Below are 22,129 nucleotides of genomic sequence, written 5' to 3' on the forward strand. Positions count from 1 at the left end.
ATTCAGTATGTTACAAATATTAATAAAGAAGAGATAACAGAAAATTTTCACTCTGTGACAGTGAAAAAATAGCCGAAGATGACGATTTGTCACATGACGTGGGCTGGATGTTTGATTAAAAACATAACAGGAAAAAATGCCCTGCGAAAGCAGGGCATCTGTGTATTACTCAACCGTAACCGATTTTGCCAGGTTACGCGGCTGGTCAACGTCGGTGCCTTTGATCAGCGCGACGTGGTACGCCAATAGTTGCAGCGGAACGGTATAGAAGATCGGAGCAATCACTTCTTCCACATGCGGCATCTCGATGATGTGCATGTTATCGCTGCTCACAAATCCTGCATCCTGATCGGCAAAGACGTACAACTGACCGCCACGCGCACGAACTTCTTCGATGTTGGATTTTAGTTTTTCCAGCAGTTCGTTGTTCGGTGCAACGACGATAACCGGCATATCAGCGTCAATCAGCGCCAGCGGGCCGTGTTTCAGTTCGCCCGCAGCATAGGCTTCGGCGTGAATGTAGGAGATCTCTTTCAGCTTCAATGCGCCTTCCAGCGCGATGGGGTACTGATCGCCACGGCCCAGGAACAACGCGTGGTGTTTATCAGAGAAATCTTCCGCCAGAGCTTCAATACGTTTGTCCTGAGACAGCATCTGCTCGATACGGCTCGGCAGCGCCTGCAGACCATGCACGATGTCATGTTCAATGGAGGCATCCAGGCCTTTCAGGCGGGACAGTTTTGCCACCAGCATCAACAGCACAGTTAACTGAGTGGTGAATGCTTTGGTGGACGCCACGCCAATTTCAGTACCTGCGTTGGTCATCAGCGCCAAATCGGATTCACGAACCAGAGAAGAGCCTGCAACGTTACAGATCGCCAGCGAGCCGAGATATCCCAGCTCTTTCGACAGGCGCAGGCCAGCCAGTGTATCCGCGGTTTCTCCCGACTGCGACAGGGTGATCATCAGACTGTTACGGCGAACAGCAGATTTGCGATAGCGGAATTCAGAGGCGATTTCGACGTCGCACGGAATACCAGCCAGCGATTCAAACCAGTAACGGGAAACCATACCTGAATTGTACGAAGTACCACAGGCGAGGATCTGAATATGCTCAACCTTCGACAGCAGTTCATCTGCGTTCGGCCCCAGTTCACTTAGATCCACCTGACCGTGGCTGATACGCCCGGCAAGAGTGTTTTTGATCGCGTTCGGCTGTTCGTAGATCTCTTTCTGCATGTAATGACGGTAAATGCCTTTATCGCCCGCATCATATTGCAGATTGGATTCGATATCCTGGCGTTTAACTTCCGCGCCAGATTTATCGAAGATGTTTACTGAACGGCGAGTGATTTCCGCAATATCACCCTCTTCAAGGAAGATAAAGCGACGGGTCACCGGCAGCAGTGCCAGTTGGTCAGAAGCGATAAAGTTTTCGCCCATGCCAAGGCCGATAACCAGCGGACTACCGGAACGAGCCGCCAGCAGGGTATCCGGGTGACGGGTATCCATAATTACCGTACCGTAAGCGCCACGCAGTTGCGGGATAGCACGCAGAACAGCTTCACGCAGGGTGCCGCCCTGTTTCAGTTCCCAGTTAACCAAATGCGCAATCACTTCGGTGTCGGTTTCAGAAACGAAGGTATAGCCACGCGCTTTTAACTCTTCACGCAGTGGTTCATGGTTTTCGATGATGCCGTTATGCACCACCACAATGTGTTCAGAAACATGCGGATGCGCATTCACTTCTGAAGGTTCACCGTGGGTCGCCCAACGGGTATGAGCAATACCCGTTCCGCCATGCAGAGGATGTTCTTCCGCTGCCTGGGCCAGCATTTGCACTTTACCGAGACGACGCAGACGGGTCATATTACCGTCCGCATCGACTACTGCCAGGCCAGCAGAGTCATAACCGCGGTATTCCAGACGACGTAAACCTTCAAGAAGGATTTCAGCTACATCACGTTGCGCGATCGCGCCAACAATTCCACACATAGTTTTTAATTCCGATTGATATCGTTGTCGGTCAACCTGTATGCCCGTTTTTCCGGGCGCCCCGAGCCTTGTAGAGAGTGGGGTTATTTTTATAGTTACTGCTTGCGGGCGGGAGATTATGTTATCTCTTCATCCCAGGAGGCCGGATTACCCGGCCAGAATTACTTTTTCTTTACTGGACGACGCCAACCTTCTTTTTGCGACTGCGGCACGCGGCTAATTGCCAGAGCGTTTTCGCCAACATTGCGCGTTACGGTAGTACCCGCAGCAATAGTCGCGCCTTTACCAACCGTTACCGGTGCAACAAGTTGGGTGTCAGAGCCGACAAACACATCGTCGCCAATAATGGTTTTAAATTTATTCGCACCATCATAGTTGCAGGTAATGGTTCCTGCACCGATGTTAACGTTATCACCGATTTCCGCATCGCCCAGATAAGTCAGATGACCGGCTTTTGAACCTTTACCCAGACGCGCTTTTTTCATCTCAACAAAGTTACCGACGTGTGCGCCTTCAAGCAGCTCTGCCCCCGGGCGCAGACGGGCAAACGGGCCAATGGTACAGGCCGCTGCCAGATTCGCGTCTTCCACCACTGTATATGGGCTGATTTCGCAATCATCACCAATCACGCTGTTTTTAATCACGCAACCAGTGCCAATTTTCACGCGATTGCCGAGAGTAACATTACCCTCGATGATAACGTTAGTATCAATTTCAACATCACGCCCGTGAGTAAGCGTTCCGCGCAGATCAAAACGGGCCGGATCGCGTAGCATAACCCCTGCCAACAGCAGTTTTTCAGCCTGTTCGGACTGATAAACGCGCTCCAGACGGGAGAGTTGCAGGCGGTTATTCACGCCTTCAACTTCGCTTAAGCGTTGCGGATGTACAGCGACGATTTCACGCCCTTCCTGATACGCCAGCGCAATAATATCGGTGATGTAGTATTCGCCCTGAGCGTTATTGTTAGTCAGCTTCGCCAGCCAGCGTTTCATATCTGCGCCGTTGGCGATCAGAATGCCGGTGTTGATTTCCTGAATCTGACGCTGCTCATCGGTGGCATCTTTATGTTCAACAATGCCAGTAACTTTGCCGTTTTCACGGGTGATACGACCATAACCGGTCGGGTCATCCAGTTTCACCGTCAACAGGCCAATGCCGCCCTGCGGTTTAGCATCACGCAGACGCTGGAGTGTTTCGACAGAGATCAGCGGTACGTCGCCGTAAAGCATTAAAATGTCTTCATCATCGGCAAAGAAAGGCGCAGCCTGCTGCATCGCATGACCAGTACCCAGTTGCTCTGCCTGAAGTACCCAGTTCAGGTTGTCATCTTTCAGCGCCTGTTTAAGCAGATCGCCACCGTGACCATACACCAGATGAACGTGTGCTGCGCCTAATTCATTCGCAGCATCAATGACATGCTGAACCATCGCTTTCCCGGCAAGGGTATGCAGCACTTTCGGAAGATCGGAATACATGCGAGTGCCTTTGCCCGCGGCAAGGATCACTACGCTCATAGCATTATTCAACATACGCGTCCTGACTGTAATTTGAGAACGAATTTAAACCGCTTCACCTTGAAAAAACTACATTTTTTTCATCGTGAAATGGACAGAGGATAAATTGTTCAATAACGGATTATCCTCGCTGGCGAAAGCACCATTTTCGACCATCGTCACGCCTTTTGTCTGCATAAAAGTAAGGCATCACCTTCATTTAAGCGTCAGCCTGATGTTTTTGCTCTTATTTCGTTCAATGAATAAACAAGAAAACCAACGAAGGATTTCGCTGAGTTATAAAGACGGTTTAATTGCGGGATATAAAAACATAGCAGAACAAATCTCGCGGCGACGCGCGAAAAAAAAGCCAGCCTGTTTCCAGACTGGCTTTTGTGCTTTTCAAGCCGGTGTTACATCGCTTTTTTAGTCAACTCGATAACGCGCAACTGCGCGATCGCTTTGGCCAGTTCCGCAGACGCCTGAGCGTAATCTACGTCGCCGTGAGAGCTGCTAATGTGCTCTTCAGCCTTACGTTTCGCTTCCATGGCTCGCGCTTCGTCGAGATCCTGGCCGCGAATTGCGGTGTCGGCCAGAACGGTCACGTTGCCAGGCTGCACTTCAAGAATGCCGCCAGACAGATAGATAAACTCTTCGTGACCGTGCTGTTTCACGATGCGAATCATACCAGGCTTAATGGCGGTGAGCAGCGGTGCGTGGCCCGGGTAAATTCCCAGTTCACCTTCGCTACCCGTTACCTGGATTTTCTCGACCAGACCAGAGAACATTTGTTGCTCTGCGCTGACGACGTCCAGGTGGTAAGTCATTGCCATATCACCCTCCGATTAAGGCGTTAAAGTTTTTTGGCTTTTTCCACAGCTTCTTCGATGGAACCGACCATGTAGAACGCCTGCTCCGGCAGGTGATCGTATTCGCCTTCCATGATGCCTTTAAAGCCACGGATGGTGTCTTTCAGGGAGACGTATTTACCCGGAGAACCGGTGAATACTTCTGCCACGAAGAACGGCTGGGACAGGAAGCGCTGGATCTTACGAGCGCGCGCTACCACCAGTTTATCTTCTTCAGACAGTTCATCCATACCCAGGATGGCGATGATGTCTTTCAGTTCCTGATAACGTTGCAGGATGGACTGTACGCCACGCGCGGTGTCGTAGTGTTCCTGACCAACTACCAGCGGGTCCAACTGACGGCTGGTGGAGTCCAGCGGGTCAACGGCCGGGTAGATACCCAGAGACGCGATCTGACGGCTCAGTACCACGGTTGCGTCAAGGTGCGCAAAGGTGGTGGCCGGTGATGGGTCAGTCAAGTCATCCGCAGGTACGTATACCGCCTGAACGGAGGTGATAGAACCTGTTTTGGTGGAGGTGATACGTTCCTGCAGAACACCCATCTCTTCCGCCAGGGTCGGCTGATAACCTACCGCTGAAGGCATACGGCCAAGCAGTGCGGATACTTCCGTACCGGCCAGGGTGTAACGATAGATGTTGTCAACGAACAGCAGAACGTCACGACCTTCGTCACGGAATTTCTCCGCCATGGTCAGGCCGGTCAGTGCAACGCGCAGACGGTTTCCCGGCGGCTCGTTCATCTGGCCATACACCAGGGATACTTTATCGATAACGTTGGAGTCGGTCATTTCGTGGTAGAAGTCGTTACCCTCACGAGTACGTTCACCTACGCCCGCAAACACAGAGTAACCGGAGTGCTCGATCGCGATGTTACGAATAAGCTCCATCATGTTTACGGTTTTACCAACACCCGCACCACCGAACAGACCAACTTTACCGCCCTTCGCGAACGGACACATCAGGTCGATAACTTTGATACCGGTTTCCAGCAGTTCCTGAGAGTTTGACAGCTCTTCGTAGGAAGGTGCTGCGCGGTGAATCGCCCAACGCTCTTCTTCACCGATCTCGCCTTTCATGTCGACCGGTTCGCCCAGTACGTTCATGATACGGCCCAGAGTCGCTTTACCTACAGGGACTTCGATCGGGTGTTCGAGGTCTTTTACATCCAGACCGCGACGCAGACCGTCGGAGGAACCCATTGCGATGGTACGCACGATACCGCCGCCGAGCTGCTGCTGAACTTCCAGCACCAGACGCTCATTACCATTTTGCACCTCAAGAGCATCGTACACGCGCGGTACGGCATCCTGAGGGAATTCGACGTCAACTACGGCGCCGATTACCTGGACAATCTTTCCAGTAGCCATCTTAAATCCTCTACGAAATAACCTGTTTAAACCGCGGCGGCCCCCGAGACGATCTCGGTGAGTTCCTGAGTAATGCTGGCCTGACGAGCTTTGTTGTATACCAACTGCAGCTCTTTAATCAGGCTGCCGCCATTGTCGGTCGCGGCTTTCATCGCCACCATACGGGCGGCCTGCTCGCTGGCCAGGTTTTCAACCACGCCCTGATAAACCTGAGATTCGACATAACGACGCAGCAGGGTATCCAGCAACGCCTTCGGATCGGGTTCGTACAGGTAATCCCAGGATTTATGTTTCAGATCATCATCATCTGACGCCGGTAACGGCAGCAGTTGGCTGATAGTCGGAACCTGAGACATGGTGTTAATAAATTTGTTGCTGACAATGTAAAGCTTGTCCAGACGGCCTTCGTCGTAGGCCTGCAACATCACTTTTACCGGACCGATCAGTTCGGACAGGGAAGGGTTATCCCCCATACCTGTAACCTGGGCAACAACATTGCCGCCCACGGAGTTGAAGAACGACACACCTTTCGAGCCGATCATTGCGAGGTCGCATTGAACGCCTTTGTCGGTCCAGGTCTTCATTTCCGCCAGCAGTTTTTTGAACAGGTTAATGTTCAAACCACCGCACAAACCACGGTCGGTCGACACCACCAGGTAGCCCACGCGTTTAACGTCGCGATCTTCCAGGTATGGGTGCTTATATTCCAGATTACCGTGTGCAAGGTGACCAATCACTTTGCGCATGGTTTCTGCATAAGGACGGCTGGCCGCCATGCGATCCTGCGATTTACGCATTTTGGAAGCGGCGACCATCTCCATCGCTTTAGTGATCTTTTGCGTGTTCTGGACGCTTGCGATCTTACTACGTATCTCTTTTGCGCCGGCCATGAGCTTCTCCTCAATGCCTTGCGGCCTGCCCTAAGGCAAGCCGCCAGACGTTACCAGGATTGGGTTGCTTTGAAGGAATCGAGGATGCCTTTCAGCTTGCCTTCGATTTCGTCGTTGTAGCCACCGGTCTGGTTGATCTCTTGCATCAACGGAGCGTGATCACGGTCGACGTAAGCCAGCAGAGCGGCTTCGAAGCTGCCGATTTTCGACAGTTCAACATCCGCCAGGTAACCACGTTCTGCTGCGAACAGAACCAGAGACTGCTGCGCAACGGACATCGGCGCATACTGTTTCTGTTTCAGCAGTTCGGTCACTTTCTGACCGTGGTCAAGCTGCTTACGCGTTGCATCGTCAAGGTCGGATGCAAACTGAGAGAACGCTGCCAGTTCACGATACTGCGCCAGAGCGGTACGGATACCACCGGACAGTTTTTTCATGATCTTGGTCTGTGCTGCCCCACCAACACGGGATACGGAGATACCCGGGTTAACCGCAGGACGAATACCGGCGTTGAACAGGTTGGTTTCCAGGAAGATCTGACCATCGGTAATAGAGATTACGTTGGTCGGAACGAACGCAGAAACGTCACCAGCCTGAGTTTCGATAATCGGCAGCGCGGTCAGAGAACCGGTTTTCCCTTTCACTTCACCTTTGGTGAAAGCTTCAACGTATTCGGCGTTAACACGCGCAGCACGCTCCAGCAGACGAGAGTGGAGGTAGAATACGTCACCCGGGAATGCTTCACGTCCTGGCGGACGACGGAGCAGCAGGGAGATCTGACGGTAAGCAACAGCCTGTTTAGACAGGTCATCGTAAATGATCAGCGCATCTTCACCACGGTCACGGAAGTATTCGCCCATTGCGCAACCCGCATACGGTGCTAGGTATTGCAGTGCAGCGGATTCAGACGCGGTTGCTACCACAACGATGGTGTTAGCCAGTGCGCCGTGCTCTTCCAGTTTACGTACCACGTTAGAAATGGTGGACGCTTTCTGACCGATAGCAACATAGATACATTTGATACCGGAATCGCGCTGGTTGATGATGGCATCGATAGCCAGTGCGGTTTTACCGGTCTGACGGTCACCGATGATCAATTCACGCTGACCACGACCGATTGGGATCATGGAGTCAACAGCTTTATAACCAGTCTGTACCGGCTGATCTACGGACTGACGTTCGATAACGCCCGGAGCGATAGCTTCTACAGCAGAGAAGCCGTCGTGATCCAGCGGACCTTTACCGTCGATTGGCGCACCCAGAGTGTTAACCACACGGCCCAGCAGGCCACGGCCAACCGGAACTTCCAGGATACGGCCAGTACACTTAACTTTCATGCCTTCGGCAAGGTCAGCGTACGGCCCCATAACAACCGCACCTACAGAGTCGCGCTCGAGGTTCAGTGCGATAGCGTAACGGTTACCCGGCAGGGAGATCATTTCACCCTGCATACAATCGGCCAGGCCGTGGATGCGGATAACACCGTCACTTACAGAAACAATAGTACCTTCGTTGTGAGCTTCACTCACAACATTGAACTGAGCAATGCGCTGCTTGATCAGTTCGCTGATTTCGGTGGAATTCAGTTGCATGCTCCAGTCCCCTTAAGACTGCAAGACGTCTGCAAGGCGCTCAAGACGACCGCGTACGCTGCCATCAATGACCATATCACCCGCTCGGATGATAACGCCTGCCATTACAGACTTATCGATTTTGCAATTCAGCTTAACTTTGCGTGACAGACGTTTTTCCATCGCAGCAGAAATTTTCGCGAGCTGTTGTTCACTCAGCGCGGCAGCGGAAATGACGTCTACCTCAACGGTAGCCTCACTCACAGCACGCAGGTGAATAAACTGCTCCAGAACATCCGGGAGCGCGTTAAGACGACCATTTTCAGCCATAACCCGAATCAGGTTCTGACCGTTTTCGTCCAGTTGCTCACCACAAACTGCGATAAACGACCCGGCGAGCGTTTCTGGTGCCAGTGCACCAGACAGAAGCTCTGCCATCTGTTCGTTTTTGGTTACCTCGGCGGCAAACGCCAGCATGTCCTGCCAGCGTTCTACACTTTGGTGTTCGACGGCAAAGTCAAAAGCTGCTTTGGCGTAGGGGCGAGCTACCGTAATAAATTCAGACATCAGCCCCTCCCTCCTTACAGTTCAGCGACAAGTTTATCCACGATGTCGCTGTTAGCAGCTTCATCCACGGAACGTTCGATGATCTTCTCGGCGCCAGCAACAGCCAGGATAGCAACTTGCTTACGCAGCTCTTCACGGGCACGTTTACGCTCGGCTTCAATTTCCGCCTGCGCCTGAGCCACGATTTTAGTACGTTCCTGTTCTGCCTCAGCTTTAGCTTCGTCCAGAATCTGAGAGCGACGTTTGTTCGCCTGCTCGATGATTACCTGGGCTTCCGCTTTCGCTTTTTTCAGCTGGTCGGTCGCGCTGGCCTTTGCAAGGTCAAGGTCCTTGTGTGCTCGTTCTGCGGAAGCAAGACCGTCAGCAATTTCTTTTTGACGTTTTTCGATGGCAGCCATTAATGGCGGCCATACGTACTTCATGCAGAACAGAACGAACAGGACAAACGCGATGGCCTGGCCGAGGATTGTTGCGTTAAGATTCACAGCACAATGCCTCTATTTAGTTAACGTTCTGATATTGCTCTTTAAATAAAAGCAACGCTTACTACGCGACAGCGAACATCACGTACAGACCCAGACCTACAGCGATCATCGGGATAGCATCCACCAGACCCATAACGATAAAGAACTGAGTACGCAGCAGTGGAATCAGATCCGGTTGACGCGCTGCGCCTTCCAGGAATTTACCCCCGAGGATGCCGATACCGATCGCAGCACCGATTGCCGCCAGACCCATCATCACAGCGGCAGCCATGTACAGCAGATCCATATTCAGGTTTTCCATGACAGTCTCCAGTTTGTTTCAGTTAAAACGTAGTAGTGTTGGTAAATTAATGTTCTTCAGACGCCATCGACAGATAGACGATCGTCAGAACCATGAAGATGAAGGCTTGCAGCGTAATAATCAGGATGTGGAAAATGGCCCACGGCACATTCAGGATCCACTGTGACCACCACGGCAACAGACCAGCAATCAGAATGAAAATCAGCTCACCCGCGTACATGTTACCGAACAGTCGCAAACCGAGTGAAACAGGTTTGGACAGCAGGCTTACCCCTTCAAGGATTAAGTTGACAGGAATGAACGCCCAGTGATTGAACGGCTGCAGCGTCAACTCTTTCGTGAAGCCGCCGATGCCTTTCATTTTGATGCTGTAGAACAGAATCAGGATAAATACGCCCAGTGCCATAGACAGCGTTACGTTCACGTCAGCAGACGGAACCACACGCAGAGCAGGCAGCCCCAGTACATGTTCAGCAATGTACGGCAGCAGATCGATAGGCAGTAAGTCCATCAGGTTCATCAGGAACACCCAGACAAAAATCGTCAGGGCCAGCGGAGCAATCAGCTTACTTTTGCCATGGTACATGTCTTTCACGCTACCATTAACAAAGCCGATTACCAGCTCAATCGCGGTCTGAAACTTACCTGGTACGCCGCTGGTTGCCTTTTTGGCTACGCTACGGAATAAAACCAGGAACAACAGACCCAGCACCACCGAGAAGAACATGGAGTCAATATTAATTGTCCAGAAGGTGGCTGGGGGGTTATGCGGATCCACCAGCGAGAATGTACGCAGGTCCAGCTGAAGGTTATTCAGGTGGTGTCCTATGTAATCCTGCGGCGTCATATTTTCTGAAGCCATGATGCCTTTTACCCTTTGTTGTTAATTACAGCCGGCGCCAGTATCTGAACCACCAGCACCAAAACCCACGTAACGATCAGCGGCAAGAATACCGCCTTTAAAACCGCCAACGCCACCACCAGTAACACCAACATTGCCAGAACTTTGAAAGCTTCGCCTAAAGCGAATGTCCAGGCTACCCGGCCTTTCGCTGGTGTATGCGCCTGGTGACGCCAGGCAAATATCATAAACAAAACGTTAGGCAGAAAGACTGCCAGGCCCCCGCTTAACGCAGAGACGCCCCAGAAGGGGTCTTTGAGGCTGAACAGCAATCCACTTGCTATCACCACCAGTAACTGAACGAGCAGAAGCTTCCGAGCAACGTTTCGACTCAAGAGCGACACAGACATCACGTTTTTCACTCCTGCTCCCTTCGAGGTATGCCGCGTGTCGTATAAAACTTTCTTTAAGGCTTAGAGTCAAGCATCAAAAAGCGGTCAAATTATACGGTGCGCCCCCGTGATTTCAAACAATAAGTAGCCAAAAGGTGAATAAATGTTTAAATATTTTTCCAGTGCATACAATTGCGACTTTTCTGCTAACCATGTCGGATCATGAAAAACTGTAAATAACGCGTAAACACTGGTGATAAAGCGTGCTTCAGATCACATATCGCGCATGTTCGCGCACAGCATATTTATTTACTTGGCAAATGATGCCATTGCAAGCTTCTGATATTTCAGTCTAAAAACAGATACTGTTTTCATAAATGACATTTACATAACAAAAACCAGCCATTGACATTCTTAATAATATTTTAACAGCAAGTTATGCTTCTTAGCGCCGATTTTTAGCCGGCTGATATTTTCACTAATGACTTATTTTCTGCTTATCAAAAAAAGCCACGTTACAGTATTGAATCAAAATCGTGAACGTGGCGTTAAATGTAACCAGTTATATCAGTAAAAAACCCGGTTGTTGTTAACAGTCAAACCGATTAATTTTTTATGATTTTTTTGATAAAAATTAAATTTTATTTGCTTTAATCACCACCAGATGACGTTCGCCATCCAGAGCCGGAACCTGAAGTTTAACCACTGATTCAACCTGATATTCTGCTGGTAGCAGGGCCATTTCATCTTCTGGCATTTGGCCTTTCAGCGCATAAAAACGACCTTGTTCACCAGGAAGATGATGGCACCAGCTCACCATATCGTTCAGAGAGGCAAAAGCACGGCTAATCACACCATCAAACGGTGGCTCTGACGGAAACTCTTCTACCCTACTCTGTACTGGCTCAATGTTCTCCAGTTTTAACTCATGTTGCACCTGACGAAGGAAGCGCACGCGTTTACCGAGGCTATCCAGCAACGTGAAGTGGGCCTCAGGACGCACAATAGAGAGTGGAATACCTGGCAGACCCGGTCCTGTACCGACATCGATAAAACGTTCACCTTGCAGATACGGTGCCACGACAATGCTGTCGAGAATATGGCGTACCAGCATCTCATTAGGATCGCGGACCGAAGTCAGGTTGTACGCCTTATTCCATTTATGCAGCATATTTACGTAGGCAATAAGCTGATTTTTCTGGTGATCGGTAAGCGAAATTCCTGCGTCTTTCAGCAGTGAAGAGAGTTTGTTGAGCACGGTGATTACCTGTTCTTGATGCGTTGCCCGGTAAGCGGGTGCTTACCAGGCATTTTTAATGCGTTATGCGCTACGACGCAGCATACCTTGTTTTTTCAGCCACACCAGCAGAATGGAGATGGCCGCAGGCGTGACGCCAGAAATACGCGAAGCCTGACCAATAGAGGCCGGTTTGTGATCGTTGAGTTTAGCGATCACTTCGTTAGACAGACCGGATACCTGGCGGTAATCCAGTGTCGCAGGCAGCAGTGTGTTCTCGTTACGCTGCTGTTTTTCGATCTCATCCTGTTGGCGCGCAATATAACCCTCATATTTAACCTGAATCTCAACCTGTTCCGCCGCCTGCTCGTCTGTCAACGCAGGGGCAAACGGCGTCAGCGAGGTTAATTTTTCATAGGTCATTTCCGGACGACGCAACAGATCTTCACCACTGGCTTCACGGGAAAGCGGCGCAGTCAGGTGAGCATTCACTTCGGCAGCAGCTTCCGCCGACGGGGTTACCCAAGTGGATTTCAGACGCTGACGCTCACGCTCGATATTTTCGAGTTTCTCGTTAAAGCGCGCCCAACGTTCATCGTCAACCAGCCCCAGCTCACGTCCGATTTCAGTCAGACGCAGGTCGGCGTTATCTTCGCGCAGCATCAGACGATATTCCGCACGAGAGGTAAACATACGATACGGTTCTTTAGTACCCAGTGTGCAGAGGTCATCTACCAGTACGCCGAGGTACGCCTGGGAGCGCGCCGGTGCCCAGCCTTCTTTGTCTGCAGACAGGCGAGCGGCGTTAAGACCGGCCAGCAAACCTTGCGCCGCCGCTTCTTCGTAACCTGTAGTGCCATTAATTTGACCGGCAAAGAACAGCCCCTGGATAAACTTGCTCTCCAGCGTAGGTTTCAGGTCACGCGGATCGAAGAAGTCATATTCAATGGCATAACCCGGACGCACGATCTTCGCGTTTTCCATCCCCTGCATGGAGCGGACGATTTGCATCTGCACATCGAACGGCAGGCTGGTGGAGATACCGTTCGGATAAATTTCGTTAGACGTTAACCCTTCTGGCTCAAGGAAGATCTGATGCTGGTTTCTGTCAGCAAAGCGCATGACTTTGTCTTCGATCGACGGACAGTAGCGTGGGCCGACACCTTCGATCACTCCGGCATACATCGGACTGCGATCGAGGTTACTGCGGATCACGTCATGCGTTTTTTCGTTGGTATGGGTGATGTAGCACGGCACCTGCTGTGGATGCTGGGCCGCATTGCCCATAAACGAGAACACCGGCATCGGGTTATCGCCATGCTGTTGTGCAAGGACGCTAAAGTCGATGGTACGCGCATCAATACGCGGCGGTGTCCCGGTTTTCAGACGACCAACACGCAGCGGAAGTTCACGTAAACGGCGCGAGAGCGGAATGGATGGAGGATCGCCAGCACGACCACCGCTGTAATTATCCAGACCGATATGAATCTTACCGTCAAGGAAAGTCCCGACAGTAAGAACGACAGCTTTGGCACGGAATTTCAGGCCCATTTGGGTAACAGCGCCGACCACGCGATCGTTTTCGACAATAAGATCTTCAACCGCCTGCTGGAAGATCATCAGGTTCGGTTGATTCTCCAAAGCAGTACGTACCGCTTGACGATAGAGCACGCGATCCGCCTGTGCCCGGGTAGCCCGAACCGCTGGCCCCTTGCTGGCGTTTAGTATCCTAAACTGAATACCTGCATGGTCGATCGCTTTTGCCATCAGACCGCCGAGTGCATCCACTTCTTTTACCAGATGTCCCTTCCCAATACCGCCGATCGCCGGGTTGCAGCTCATCTGCCCCAGAGTGTCGATATTGTGTGTCAAAAGCAGAGTCTGTTGACCCATACGCGCCGCGGCCATCGCTGCCTCGGTGCCTGCATGACCCCCGCCAATGATGATGACGTCAAAAGGATCCGGATAAAACATGGTGATTGCCTCGCATAACGCGGTATGAAAATGGATTGAAGCCCGGGCCGTGGATTCTACTCAACTTTGACGGCTTGAGAAAGACCTGGGATCCTGAGTATTAAAAAGAAGATCTTTTTATTTAGAGATCTGTTCTATTGTGATCTCTTATTAGGATCGACCTGGTCTGTGGATAACAAGGATCTGGCTTTTAAGATCAATGACCTGCTGAGGATCATTAGCTGTGAATGATCGGTGATCCTGGTCAGTATAAGCTGGGATCAGAATGAGGAGTTATACACAACTCAAAAACTGAACAACAGTTGTTCTTTGGATAACTACCGGTTGATCCAAGCTTCCTACCAGAGTTATCCACAGTAGATCGCACGATCTGTATAGTTATTTGAGTAAATTAACCCACGATCCCAGCCATTCTTCTGCCGGATCTTCCGGAATGTCATGATCAAGGATGTTGATCTTCAGTGTTTCGCCAATCTGTTTCGCACCGGAATTTTTGAGTTCAGCATCGAGTTTATCGATAGCACCACAAAAAGTGTCGTATTCACGACTACCAATGCCGATTGCGCCAAAGCGTACCGCAGAAAGATCGGTTTTTTGTTCCAGCAATGCTTCATAGAAAGGAGAGAGGTTGTCCGGAATGTCTCCGGCACCGTGGGTAGAACTGATAACCAGCCAGATCCCAGAGGTAGATAACTCTTCTAACAACGGGCCGTGCAGCGTTTCGGTGGTAAAACCTGCCTCTTCCAGCTTTTCAGCCAGGTGTTCTGCCACATATTCGGCACCACCGAGGGTGCTGCCGCTGATAAGAGTAATATCTGCCATAAACCGCCACCTTTTTTAAGAGTGGCGTATTGTACGCTGTGAACGCTTTGGGATCTACCTGTGGAAAAGTATGGGATTAAAAAAGTCGATCATGGCTTGATAGTACGCATGATCGGGTTCTGCAGTACGATCAGAGTTTCAGTGGACTGAATTTCATCAATTGTTTGGATCTTGTTGATAAGTACATGCTGGAGAGCGTCGATCGAGCGGCACATTACCTTAATAAAGATGCTGTAGTGGCCGGTGGTGTAATAGGCTTCAGTTACTTCATCAAGGCTTTCCAGTTTTGCCAGCGCGGAAGGATAGTCTTTGGCGCTCTTCAATATAATGCCGATAAAGCAGCCTACGTCATAACCGAGCTGTTTCGGGCTAACATCAATCCGAGCACCAGTAATAATCCCTGCCTGCTTCATTTTCTCTACGCGAACGTGGATCGTTCCCGGACTGACGCCAAATTGTTTCGCCAGTTCGGCGTAAGCGGTACGCGCATTGCCCATTAATGCTTCCAGAATGCCGCGGTCCAGATTGTCGATTTGATAATTTTCCATAGATTTTTCTTATGAATATTAATGATTCAGTCTATTTTAGCCTTAATTTTTAATGAATCAAAAGTAAGCAAGGCTTTTTATTGAATGATTATTGCATGTGTGCCGGTTTTTGTTGCTTAATCATAAGCAACAGGACGCAGGAGTATAAAAAATGAAAACCGCTTACATTGCCAAACAACGTCAAATTAGCTTCGTGAAATCTCACTTTTCTCGTCAACTGGAAGAACGCTTAGGGCTGATTGAAGTCCAGGCGCCAATCCTTAGCCGTGTGGGGGATGGCACGCAGGATAACTTGTCGGGCTGTGAAAAAGCGGTGCAGGTAAAAGTGAAAGCGCTGCCTGACGCCCAGTTCGAAGTGGTTCATTCACTGGCGAAGTGGAAACGTCAGACATTAGGGCAACACGACTTCAGCGTGGGCGAAGGGCTTTACACGCACATGAAAGCCCTTCGCCCCGATGAAGACCGTCTTTCCCCGTTGCACTCGGTCTATGTTGATCAGTGGGATTGGGAACGCGTAATGGGCGACGGTGAGCGCCAATTCTCCACTCTGAAAAGCACGGTAGAGGCGATCTGGGCGGGAATTAAAGCGACCGAAGCCGCAGTTAGCAAAGAGTTTGGCCTGGCACCGTTCCTGCCGGATCAGATCCACTTTGTACATAGTCAGGAATTACTGTCCCGTTATCCGGATCTTGATGCCAAAGGGCGTGAGCGGGCGATTGCGAAAGATCTTGGCGCGGTATTCCTCGTCGGAATTGGCGGCAAGTTAAGCGATGGCCACCGCCACGACGTGCGCGCACCGGATTATGATGACTGGAGTACTCCTTCAGAGCTTGGATATGCGGGGTTGAACGGCGATATTCTGGTGTGGAACCCCGTACTGGAAGATGCGTTTGAGCTTTCTTCAATGGGTATCCGTGTGGATGCCGAGACGTTGAAACATCAACTGGCGCTGACCGGTGATGAAGATCGTCTGCAACTGGAGTGGCATCAGGCGCTGCTGCGCGGCGAAATGCCACAGACTATCGGCGGCGGTATCGGTCAGTCTCGTTTAACCATGTTGTTGCTGCAACTGCCACATATTGGGCAGGTTCAGTGCGGCGTATGGCCTGCGGCCGTTCGCGAGAGCGTCTCTTCTCTGTTGTAATGACTTATCGCCGCCAGCGTCTGAGCAGGCGGCTACGCATCCCGGTATCAAAGCGCCAGATATGATCGAAAATGCGCATGATGCCGGGTTTGCCGTGCGCCGACATCGCCACGGCATGAAAGCGATGCTGATGTACCCGCTGCAACTCTTTTACTTTACTCGTCACGTCGTCAGGCAACCGTTGGGCGATAAAATCAGAAATCACCACCGCATCGGCGTCAAACCATTCCCGGCTTTGCAAGCGCTCCATAATGGCGCGAAAACAACTGGCAAGATCGGTGCCGCCACGAAACTGCTGGCTTAAAAAACGGATCGCTTGCTCGATGCCTTGTGGGCCTGAAAGCTCATAACGGACGATCTCGGTGGAAAATAACATAATAAAGCAGCGCCTATTTTCAGCGAGGGCAATGCGCATCAAGGCCAGACAGAACGCTTTCGCGCACTGTTCATTAAAGCCGCCCATTGAGCCAGATGTATCTACGCAGACAATAAACGGCCCGCGCGGCTGTTCGTCATAATCTTTATGGACGACCGGACGTTCGATAACTTTTTCACGCCATGATTCACCGTGCAGGCGATAAGTGAGCAACTGTTTTTCCACCAGCCGACGGTAAAATTCATACTCCAGTTCAGTAATGCCCAGAGTCGCCAGTTCCGGCGGCAGAAGGCGTAAAATATCATCGCTTTGCTGCAAGCCATCAACCTGCTCAGGAACGGTCGCTGGTTCGCGTACCATTGTGCGGAAGGTTTCCATCTGCGCATCGTTGCGGGGGATCGATTTTGCTTCCCGTGAACGCCCTAACTGTTCTGCCAGACGTTTCAGCTCCGGCTGCTCGTTAAGAAATTCACCATATTTCACAATTAACTGATAGTCGCCGCGTTTGAGCTGACCGGCGCTCATATCCCACAGGCGACCGGCTGCGGTGTTGTTTTCCGCCAGAACAGGTTCAAGTTGACCGCTTAACGTCATGCGTTCCTGAACCTCGCTCAACAGTTGTTCACGTTCTTCTTCTAATAATTGTTGATTTAACGTCGTCGCTTGCACGATCAGACTTAAGCGCCAACGTTGGAGAAAAAGCGTGTGTAATGCTGGGGTGATCGTGCTGTTGGCATCAACCAACTGCCGGGCTTGTTCGGCCCATGGGGAATTTAGTCGATGCAGTAAGTCCAGGATCTGCGGTAACTGCACAATAAATTGCGGTGTGGAGAGAAGTTGGCTTTGCTGATAGCACATGACCTCTTCAGTGAGTTCCTGTGGGACGCGTGCATCTTTCAGCCGACTGCGCAGCGCCTCACGCCAGCGGGGAATATCATCAGTGATTGCCGCCTTCAGGCGTGGGAATTTTTCAAAGAAAACAGCCAGTTGTGGCGAGGCCAACAGCGTGATGATCATCTCTTCGATCAATCCCTCTTCGCTGACGGCCAGCATTACATTAAGCGTATCCAGTGTTAGCATTGTTGCGCCTGGCGAATCTGGGCACCGACATCCTGTAGGCTGGCTTCAATGCGACCTAACCAGTCGCTATGGATAAACAGACATTTTTGCTGTTCGCTGAATAAAACTTGTTGTTTACGCCAGTCACTTTCAAGCTCTTCCAGTTGTTGTTTTATTTCGCCAGGCAGGCCTTCTGCAGATGTGCCGGGGAGAGCCAGTGTCGTACCCTGCAAACTGACATCACGGACAACAAGATGTTGGGCGCTATCAACTTCCATATTCAGCTTCTGGGCAAAACCAATACCATTTAATTTGCCGCGAATTTCACCGCCTTTGTTCAGCCACTGTTCCAGTGCGCTACGCTCAAAAGCGATATGAACCACTTCCATATCATGCAGTTTTAATGGTTTTTGCAGCAGCAGGGTCAACGTGGAAGCGGTAACGTTGGCTGGAAGTTGATATTGTGGGCGACGGCTGAACATACCGCCCTGACGAATCACGGTAAAAGCCGTTTTATCGCTTTGTTGTTGCTGAAGTTGCAGGCGACGCTGCACAATCGCGCCCAGGCGAGTCAACATCCCTTGCTGTTGCCATGCGTGACCGGTCATCAATACATCAATTTGTTGTTGAATCAAATTCAGGCTTTGCGCGTCATACCACAGGCAATCTTTCAGCAAGATCAGATCAATCGGGGCTACCGCATTGCGACCGCTAAAAAAGGCGCTGGCCTGCAGTAAACGGATTGCTTTTTTCCAGCGGCGATCGGAAATATAGGGGGCATCCGGCAATTTATCCAGTTGTTGGCGCAGCATAAAAATCAGCTCAAATACATGATCGGGCAGCGTAATTTCACTAATCTCTTTCTGCCAACGTTCATATTCCTCATCTGTAACCTGTAGAGAGGGAGGAACGGGATTGTCATTTTCATCCTGTTGGCTGGTCAACATGGAGCGGAAATTCGCTTTATCCTGCACTTTATCTAACCACAGACGAATCAGCATACGGTCATATAACGCTTCCAGGCTACTGTCTGCTTCCGGCAGTTCGTTGGAGGCCGCCACCAGCAGGCGCATAGGAATTTTTTCGACATGTGCACCGTTGCGGAAGTGGCGTTCATTAATAGCGGTCAGTAGGGTATTAAGAATCGCTGGCCCGGCTTTCCAGATCTCATCAAGAAAGACGATTTCTGCTTCCGGCAGGTAACCGGTGGTTAAACGCTCATAGCGGCCTTCATCTTTTAGCGCCTGAATGGAAAGCGGGCCAAAAACTTCTTCCGGGGTGGAGAAGCGGGTCATCAGATATTCAAACGCGCGAGCATTCTGAAAGGCGAATTTTAAACGCCGGGCAATCAGACTTTTGGCAATACCTGGCGGGCCGAGCAGGAATACGCTTTCGCCGCTTAATGCCGCTAACAAACACAGGCGGATGGCGTGGCTACGTTCATAAAGCCCCTTTTCCAGCGAACTGCTCAGGCGGGAAATTCTTTCCGCTAATAAATGAGGGTGAGCCATAATGAAGTGGCGTCCTTTCGTCAAAAGTTCTGCGTAAACTGCGAGTATAGACGTTTCTTGATGGTGGCAAAAATAGTCTCAAAGGAGGGCTATTTTTCTTTGAGCCAGGTTAATGTGACCGCATTTAGGAGTACGATTTTGCCGTTAATCGTGCATACTGAACGCTTTTTTGTGGGCCAAGGGACTACGCACACATTTCATATTTCAACGAAAGACTAGTCTATGAGCACTGATAATAAGCAATCGTTGCCCGCGATTACCCTCGCGGCGATTGGAGTTGTCTACGGCGATATTGGTACCAGCCCGTTATATACGCTTCGTGAATGTTTGTCCGGCCAGTTTGGTTTTGGCGTTGAACGCGATGCCGTGTTTGGCTTTTTATCGCTGATCTTCTGGCTGCTAATCTTTGTGGTTTCCATAAAATATCTCACCTTCGTGATGCGTGCAGATAACGCCGGTGAAGGGGGAATTCTGACGCTGATGTCGCTTGCCGGGCGCAATACGTCGGCGCGAACGACCTCAATTCTGGTGATTATGGGGCTAATAGGCGGCAGCTTTTTCTATGGTGAAGTTGTCATAACACCCGCCATTTCGGTAATGTCTGCCATCGAAGGTCTGGAAATCGTCGCCCCACAACTGGACACCTGGATTGTTCCCCTCTCAATCATCGTTCTCACGTTACTGTTTATGATTCAAAAACATGGCACTGCTATGGTCGGTAAGCTTTTTGCGCCGATTATGCTGACCTGGTTTTTGATTCTGGCAGCTCTTGGGTTACGTAGCATTATTGCCAATCCAGAAGTGTTGCATGCCTTAAACCCAATGTGGGCGGTGCATTTCTTCCTTGAATATAAAACCGTTTCCTTTATTGCGTTAGGCGCGGTGGTTCTGTCGATTACCGGTGTTGAGGCGCTGTACGCTGATATGGGGCACTTTGGTAAGTTCCCGATTCGCCTGGCATGGTTTACCGTCGTACTGCCTTCTTTAACCCTTAACTACTTCGGTCAGGGGGCGCTGCTGTTAAAGAACCCGGAAGCGATTAAAAACCCGTTTTTTCTGTTGGCACCGGACTGGGCGCTGATCCCGCTGCTGATCATCGCCGCACTGGCAACGGTAATTGCCTCGCAGGCGGTTATCTCTGGTGTCTTCTCATTGACGCGTCAGGCGGTACGTCTGGGCTATTTGTCTCCGATGCGCATTATTCACACTTCTGAAATGGAATCGGGGCAAATCTACATTCCATTTGTGAACTGGATGCTTTATGTCGCAGTCGTGATTGTGATAGTCAGCTTTGAGCACTCCAGTAACCTGGCGGCGGCATATGGGATTGCAGTTACCGGAACTATGGTACTGACGTCTATTCTTTCAACTACCGTGGCGCGCCAGAACTGGCACTGGAATAAGTATTTTGTTGCGCTGATTCTGATTGCCTTCTTGTGTGTTGATATCCCGCTGTTTACCGCTAACCTCGATAAACTGCTCTCCGGTGGCTGGTTGCCATTGAGCCTCGGTACGGTGATGTTTATCGTGATGACCACCTGGAAGAGTGAGCGTTTCCGCCTGCTGCGGCGGATGCATGAACATGGTAACTCTCTGGAGGCGATGATTGCTTCGCTGGAGAAATCACCGCCTGTTCGTGTGCCCGGAACTGCGGTGTATATGTCGCGCGCAATCAATGTCATTCCCTTTGCTCTAATGCATAACCTCAAACATAACAAGGTATTGCACGAGCGGGTTATTCTGTTAACTCTGCGTACTGAAGACGCGCCATATGTCCATAACGTCCGTCGGGTACAGATTGAACAACTGTCGCCTACTTTCTGGCGCGTGGTGGCAAGTTACGGCTGGCGGGAAACGCCAAACGTAGAAGAAGTTTTCCACCGCTGTGGTCTGGAAGGGTTAAGTTGTCGAATGATGGAAACGTCCTTCTTTATGTCACATGAATCACTGATCCTCGGCAAACGTCCGTGGTACTTACGTTTGCGCGGCAAGCTGTATTTGCTGTTGCAACGTAATGCGTTGCGCGCTCCGGATCAGTTTGAAATCCCACCAAACCGGGTTATCGAGTTGGGTACACAGGTCGAGATCTAACCCCAGACGCCTCCTTTCTCCATAAGGGGGCGTTTTTATTTTCATTGTTTGCTCTCGATATAAAACGTTTCGATGTTGATCACATTTCTGCAACGTTGCGATGGTTTTCCTTAATTAGACGGGATTAAACTGCGGGTCAGCGAAACGTTTCGCTGATGGAGAAAAAAATGAAAAAAGGCGCCGTTCTTAATTCAGGTATTTCGTCGGTGATCTCCCGCCTGGGGCATACCGATACGCTGGTGGTGTGTGATGCTGGTTTACCTATCCCCAAAAGTACAACGCGTATCGATATGGCATTAACCCAGGGCGTACCTTCTTTTATGCAGGTGCTGGGCGTCGTCACAAGTGAAATGCAGGTCGAGGCTGCCATTATTGCGGAAGAGATCAAACAACATAATCCGCAACTCCACGAAACGTTGCTCTCACATCTTGAGACGCTGCAAAAACACCAGGGAAATTTCATTGAAATTCGTTACATCACGCATGAACAATTCAAACAACAAACCGCAAACAGTCAGGCGGTAATTCGCAGCGGGGAGTGTTCCCCGTATGCGAATATCATTCTCTGTGCTGGCGTGACGTTCTGAGGCCGC

General features: G+C 50.6%; 20 protein-coding genes. 3 read left to right on the top strand and 17 right to left on the bottom strand.

The genetic code is table 11. The annotated features are described in order from the left end of the window. Positions 1-165 precede the first annotated feature (165 nt). The 15 genes from glmS to asnC form a co-directional block, all read right to left on the bottom strand. The gene (glmS, locus tag A9587_RS10105; protein ID WP_000334041.1) at positions 166-1,995 is read right to left on the bottom strand and encodes a glutamine--fructose-6-phosphate transaminase (isomerizing); all 1,830 of its coding nucleotides are present in this window, start codon (positions 1,993-1,995) and stop codon (positions 166-168) included. Between the two features lie 161 nt (positions 1,996-2,156). Continuing rightward, positions 2,157-3,527, bottom strand: a complete 1,371-nt coding sequence (glmU, locus tag A9587_RS10110; RefSeq protein WP_000933745.1) for a bifunctional UDP-N-acetylglucosamine diphosphorylase/glucosamine-1-phosphate N-acetyltransferase GlmU — start codon at positions 3,525-3,527, stop codon at positions 2,157-2,159. Between the two features lie 377 nt (positions 3,528-3,904). After that, positions 3,905-4,324 (bottom strand): F0F1 ATP synthase subunit epsilon, encoded by a 420-nt coding sequence (locus A9587_RS10115; protein WP_001251965.1) that lies wholly within the window; start codon positions 4,322-4,324, stop codon positions 3,905-3,907. 20 nt (positions 4,325-4,344) lie between these two features. After that, positions 4,345-5,727, bottom strand: coding sequence for a F0F1 ATP synthase subunit beta (gene atpD / locus A9587_RS10120; protein WP_000190506.1), 1,383 nt, complete (start codon positions 5,725-5,727; stop codon positions 4,345-4,347). A gap of 26 nt (positions 5,728-5,753) precedes the next feature. Then, positions 5,754-6,617: a F0F1 ATP synthase subunit gamma gene (gene atpG, locus A9587_RS10125; RefSeq protein WP_000896498.1), complete on the bottom strand. Its 864-nt coding sequence runs from the start codon at positions 6,615-6,617 to the stop codon at positions 5,754-5,756. Between the two features lie 50 nt (positions 6,618-6,667). Continuing rightward, a complete protein-coding gene (gene atpA, locus A9587_RS10130) occupies positions 6,668-8,209 on the bottom strand; it encodes a F0F1 ATP synthase subunit alpha (RefSeq protein ID WP_001176745.1) in 1,542 nt (513 codons plus the stop codon). 12 nt (positions 8,210-8,221) lie between these two features. Beyond that, positions 8,222-8,755 (bottom strand): F0F1 ATP synthase subunit delta, encoded by a 534-nt coding sequence (gene atpH, locus A9587_RS10135; RefSeq protein WP_105263490.1) that lies wholly within the window; start codon positions 8,753-8,755, stop codon positions 8,222-8,224. A 14-nt stretch (positions 8,756-8,769) separates the two neighbouring features. Beyond that, positions 8,770-9,240, bottom strand: coding sequence for a F0F1 ATP synthase subunit B (gene atpF, locus A9587_RS10140; protein ID WP_001052219.1), 471 nt, complete (start codon positions 9,238-9,240; stop codon positions 8,770-8,772). Positions 9,241-9,301: 61 nt separating this feature from the next. Next, a complete protein-coding gene (atpE, locus tag A9587_RS10145; RefSeq protein ID WP_000429386.1) occupies positions 9,302-9,541 on the bottom strand; it encodes a F0F1 ATP synthase subunit C in 240 nt (79 codons plus the stop codon). A 46-nt stretch (positions 9,542-9,587) separates the two neighbouring features. Then, complete coding sequence (atpB, locus tag A9587_RS10150; protein ID WP_000135618.1) at positions 9,588-10,403, bottom strand: F0F1 ATP synthase subunit A; 816 nt, start codon at positions 10,401-10,403, stop codon at positions 9,588-9,590. An 8-nt stretch (positions 10,404-10,411) separates the two neighbouring features. Further along, positions 10,412-10,792 carry a F0F1 ATP synthase subunit I gene (gene atpI / locus A9587_RS10155; protein ID WP_000116664.1) on the bottom strand — a complete coding sequence of 127 codons (381 nt, stop codon included), beginning with the start codon at positions 10,790-10,792 and terminating at the stop codon, positions 10,412-10,414. Positions 10,793-11,408: 616 nt separating this feature from the next. Continuing rightward, on the bottom strand, positions 11,409-12,032 hold the full coding sequence (gene rsmG / locus A9587_RS10160) for a 16S rRNA (guanine(527)-N(7))-methyltransferase RsmG (RefSeq protein ID WP_000932858.1): 624 nt from the start codon (positions 12,030-12,032) through the stop codon (positions 11,409-11,411). 63 nt (positions 12,033-12,095) lie between these two features. Then, positions 12,096-13,985, bottom strand: a complete 1,890-nt coding sequence (gene mnmG, locus A9587_RS10165; RefSeq protein WP_001517417.1) for a tRNA uridine-5-carboxymethylaminomethyl(34) synthesis enzyme MnmG — start codon at positions 13,983-13,985, stop codon at positions 12,096-12,098. Positions 13,986-14,363: 378 nt separating this feature from the next. Beyond that, positions 14,364-14,807 carry an FMN-binding protein MioC gene (gene mioC, locus A9587_RS10170; protein WP_000763754.1) on the bottom strand — a complete coding sequence of 148 codons (444 nt, stop codon included), beginning with the start codon at positions 14,805-14,807 and terminating at the stop codon, positions 14,364-14,366. Positions 14,808-14,896: 89 nt separating this feature from the next. Then, the gene (asnC, locus tag A9587_RS10175; RefSeq protein WP_000433019.1) at positions 14,897-15,355 is read right to left on the bottom strand and encodes a transcriptional regulator AsnC; all 459 of its coding nucleotides are present in this window, start codon (positions 15,353-15,355) and stop codon (positions 14,897-14,899) included. Between the two features lie 151 nt (positions 15,356-15,506). On the opposite strand from asnC, the gene asnA reads away from it, so the two are divergent. After that, the gene (asnA, locus tag A9587_RS10180) at positions 15,507-16,499 is read left to right on the top strand and encodes an aspartate--ammonia ligase (protein ID WP_000845139.1); all 993 of its coding nucleotides are present in this window, start codon (positions 15,507-15,509) and stop codon (positions 16,497-16,499) included. Between the two features lie 4 nt (positions 16,500-16,503). Here the strand turns inward: asnA and viaA are convergent, their stop codons facing one another. Together viaA and ravA are read right to left on the bottom strand one after the other, a co-directional pair. Continuing rightward, positions 16,504-17,955: an ATPase RavA stimulator ViaA gene (gene viaA / locus A9587_RS10185; RefSeq protein WP_001517416.1), complete on the bottom strand. Its 1,452-nt coding sequence runs from the start codon at positions 17,953-17,955 to the stop codon at positions 16,504-16,506. Continuing rightward, positions 17,949-19,445 (bottom strand): ATPase RavA, encoded by a 1,497-nt coding sequence (gene ravA, locus A9587_RS10190; protein WP_105263491.1) that lies wholly within the window; start codon positions 19,443-19,445, stop codon positions 17,949-17,951. Before ravA ends, viaA begins: the two co-directional genes overlap by 7 nt. Positions 19,446-19,667: 222 nt before the next feature. Here ravA and kup point away from each other — a divergent pair, with 222 nt between their 5' ends. Continuing rightward, positions 19,668-21,536: a low affinity potassium transporter Kup gene (gene kup, locus A9587_RS10195; RefSeq protein ID WP_000102299.1), complete on the top strand. Its 1,869-nt coding sequence runs from the start codon at positions 19,668-19,670 to the stop codon at positions 21,534-21,536. A 167-nt stretch (positions 21,537-21,703) separates the two neighbouring features. Further along, the gene (gene rbsD, locus A9587_RS10200) at positions 21,704-22,123 is read left to right on the top strand and encodes a D-ribose pyranase (protein ID WP_001517414.1); all 420 of its coding nucleotides are present in this window, start codon (positions 21,704-21,706) and stop codon (positions 22,121-22,123) included. Positions 22,124-22,129 lie beyond the last annotated feature (6 nt).

Source organism: Escherichia sp. MOD1-EC6162 (assembly GCF_002965125.1).
Taxonomy (GTDB): Bacteria; Pseudomonadota; Gammaproteobacteria; order Enterobacterales; family Enterobacteriaceae; genus Escherichia; species Escherichia marmotae.

Coding starts and splice junctions, on each gene's coding strand:
- rbsD (WP_001517414.1), top strand. CDS start 21,704: ATGAAAAAAGGCGCCGTTCTTAATTCAGGTATTTCGTCGGTGATCTCC.
- atpI (WP_000116664.1), bottom strand. CDS start 10,792: ATGTCTGTGTCGCTCTTGAGTCGAAACGTTGCTCGGAAGCTTCTGCTC.
- ravA (WP_105263491.1), bottom strand. CDS start 19,445: ATGGCTCACCCTCATTTATTAGCGGAAAGAATTTCCCGCCTGAGCAGT.
- asnC (WP_000433019.1), bottom strand. CDS start 15,355: ATGGAAAATTATCAAATCGACAATCTGGACCGCGGCATTCTGGAAGCA.
- mioC (WP_000763754.1), bottom strand. CDS start 14,807: ATGGCAGATATTACTCTTATCAGCGGCAGCACCCTCGGTGGTGCCGAA.
- A9587_RS10115 (WP_001251965.1), bottom strand. CDS start 4,324: ATGGCAATGACTTACCACCTGGACGTCGTCAGCGCAGAGCAACAAATG.
- glmU (WP_000933745.1), bottom strand. CDS start 3,527: ATGTTGAATAATGCTATGAGCGTAGTGATCCTTGCCGCGGGCAAAGGC.
- atpB (WP_000135618.1), bottom strand. CDS start 10,403: ATGGCTTCAGAAAATATGACGCCGCAGGATTACATAGGACACCACCTG.
- atpG (WP_000896498.1), bottom strand. CDS start 6,617: ATGGCCGGCGCAAAAGAGATACGTAGTAAGATCGCAAGCGTCCAGAAC.
- mnmG (WP_001517417.1), bottom strand. CDS start 13,985: ATGTTTTATCCGGATCCTTTTGACGTCATCATCATTGGCGGGGGTCAT.
- asnA (WP_000845139.1), top strand. CDS start 15,507: ATGAAAACCGCTTACATTGCCAAACAACGTCAAATTAGCTTCGTGAAA.
- glmS (WP_000334041.1), bottom strand. CDS start 1,995: ATGTGTGGAATTGTTGGCGCGATCGCGCAACGTGATGTAGCTGAAATC.
- atpD (WP_000190506.1), bottom strand. CDS start 5,727: ATGGCTACTGGAAAGATTGTCCAGGTAATCGGCGCCGTAGTTGACGTC.
- atpH (WP_105263490.1), bottom strand. CDS start 8,755: ATGTCTGAATTTATTACGGTAGCTCGCCCCTACGCCAAAGCAGCTTTT.
- atpE (WP_000429386.1), bottom strand. CDS start 9,541: ATGGAAAACCTGAATATGGATCTGCTGTACATGGCTGCCGCTGTGATG.
- viaA (WP_001517416.1), bottom strand. CDS start 17,955: ATGCTAACACTGGATACGCTTAATGTAATGCTGGCCGTCAGCGAAGAG.
- kup (WP_000102299.1), top strand. CDS start 19,668: ATGAGCACTGATAATAAGCAATCGTTGCCCGCGATTACCCTCGCGGCG.
- atpA (WP_001176745.1), bottom strand. CDS start 8,209: ATGCAACTGAATTCCACCGAAATCAGCGAACTGATCAAGCAGCGCATT.